This window comes from Caldibacillus sp. 210928-DFI.2.18 (assembly GCF_020554505.1).
GTDB lineage: Bacteria > Bacillota > Bacilli > Bacillales > Caldibacillaceae > Caldifermentibacillus > Caldifermentibacillus hisashii.
In genome coordinates, this window is the sequence record NZ_JAJCHL010000172.1 from 1 (window position 1) to 2092 (window position 2092).

The window sequence follows — 2092 nt, forward strand, 5'->3', positions numbered from 1 at the left end:
AAGTGTTTTTACTTGATAACCAACTCGATATCGGCAGCCTATTCAGTTGACCGGTTCAACTGACAACCGATCCGAACACTACAGGGAATTCTAATAGAGAGCAAGTGTTTTTACTTGATAACCAACTCGATATCGGCAGCCTATTCAGTTGACCGGTGCAACTGTAACGGGTTTTGACTTGACAGACGATTCGACATTTAAGGGCTTGGCGTTAAGCGAATAAGATAGGATGAACAAGTCATATAACTTGTTGAAAATATGAGCTCCCCCGGCGATTAAATAAAGTGGGAAAACGCCCTGCTACTGCAGACGCATGTTTTCGTTTGCACATCATTGAGCATTTTTATAGAAATGCATTATCGGCACTTGACTCTATGAAACATGTATCATGCTTTTTTTCACTTCTTTTTGTAAAATAAATATATTATAGTGGTTCTTATAGGAGGTTTATCGGAATGCAAGCCATTGAAAAATCGGAAGTACAAAAACTTATCGATCAATTTTTGAATGAAGATGTTTATATCCATATAGAAACGACAAATGGCGCTTATGCCACCCATAATGATCCATCCTTTTTCAATGCAAGTGCGTTTATCCGAAATGCACGAATTCGTTATGAGCGGGGGAATATTACTGGTGACGGGCCGTTCCGAGTTGGTTTGAAAATGGAACTTGGCTGGATTTACGGGGAAGGTCTGACCCATTATGAATTAGATGAACAAGGTCGGCTGTTGATGGCAGGACTTGACCATACCGGAAAATTAGCGATTGCGTTTGAAATTAGCCGGACACCTTTTGAGTAAAAAATGTTGCGCTAAATTTTTGAAGCAGGCGTACAAACTTATTGAAAGAAGGATTTTGATTTTTTAAAAAAAGAGCATTAAATTTTTGAAAGAAAGGTTTTGACTTTTTGAAGGGGAACGCTAACCTGCTCTAACTTCTTGAAAGGAGAATGATCGATGATTGAAAATGAAAGACATGTCCTAGTCGTATTCCCTCATCCGGACGATGAAGCATTTGGCGTATCAGGTACGATTGCTTCTTTTGTCAAGCAAGGGACACCGGTAACGTATGCTTGTTTAACGCTGGGTGAAATGGGGCGAAACCTTGGAAACCCTCCCTTTGCCACTAGGGAATCATTGCCAAAAATTAGGAAAACCGAATTACAAAACTCGGCAAAAGCAATGGGTGTAAAAGATCTCCGAATGCTTGGTTTGCGTGATAAAACCGTTGAATTTGAAGATGAGGAAAAACTGGCTGACCTGATTTCCGAAATGATTGACGAATTAAACCCAAGCTTAATCATAACTTTTTATCCGGGTTATTCGGTTCATCCGGATCATGAGGCAACCGGTCGGGCCGTCGTTCGTGCTGTGAGCCGCATTGCGAAAGAGGAACGCCCCAAACTTTACTGTGTCGCTTTTTCCAATAATTGTGAGGAAGAGTTAGGCAAACCGGATATTATCCATGATGTCTCGCAAGCAGCTAAGGAAAAACTGGGCGCTATCCAAGCACACAAAACTCAAACAGCTTTCTTTTACGATAATATGGCAAAAAGATTGGAAGCAAAAGACCCGGATGCTTTAAAATGGTTGCAATCTGAACGGTTTTGGACTTATAAGTGGAATGATTGAATTTCTAACGGATTTCATGGGAGTTTGTTTTGCAATGCACACTCGTCGGCAAAGTTGTGCTTTTCTCGGCCCAAGATGGTGACGAGATTGATTCTCGTCGCCAAAATCGGGCATTTTTTACCTCAAAATGGTGACGAGATCGGGGCTCGTCGCCAAAAGCGGGCATTTTTCACTTCAAAAAGGTGACGAGATTAGGTTTCGTCGCTAAAATTATGCGTTTCTTGCCTTAAAATAGCGACGAGAAAGGGTCTCGTCGCCAAAATCGGCGTTTTTCACTGGAAAATGGTGACGAGAATAGGTTTCGTCGCCAAAATCGGGCATTTTTCACTTCAAAACGGTGACGAGATTAGGTTTCGTCGCCAAAATTGAGAGGTTTTCGACCAAAAACGGTGACGAGATTGATTCTCGTCGCCAAAATCGGGCATTTTTTACTTCAAAACGGTGACGAGAAAGGGTCT

At 41.6% G+C, this 2092-nt stretch carries 2 protein-coding genes; both read left to right on the top strand.

The window, feature by feature from the left end:
* Positions 1 to 455 precede the first annotated feature (455 nt).
* A complete protein-coding gene (locus tag LIZ98_RS17320) occupies positions 456 to 803 on the top strand; it encodes a YojF family protein (protein ID WP_034773334.1) in 348 nt (115 codons plus the stop codon).
* 159 nt (positions 804 to 962) lie between these two features.
* Complete coding sequence (gene bshB2 / locus LIZ98_RS17325; protein WP_227140383.1) at positions 963 to 1634, top strand: bacillithiol biosynthesis deacetylase BshB2; 672 nt, start codon at positions 963 to 965, stop codon at positions 1632 to 1634.
* Positions 1635 to 2092: the final 458 nt, after the last annotated feature.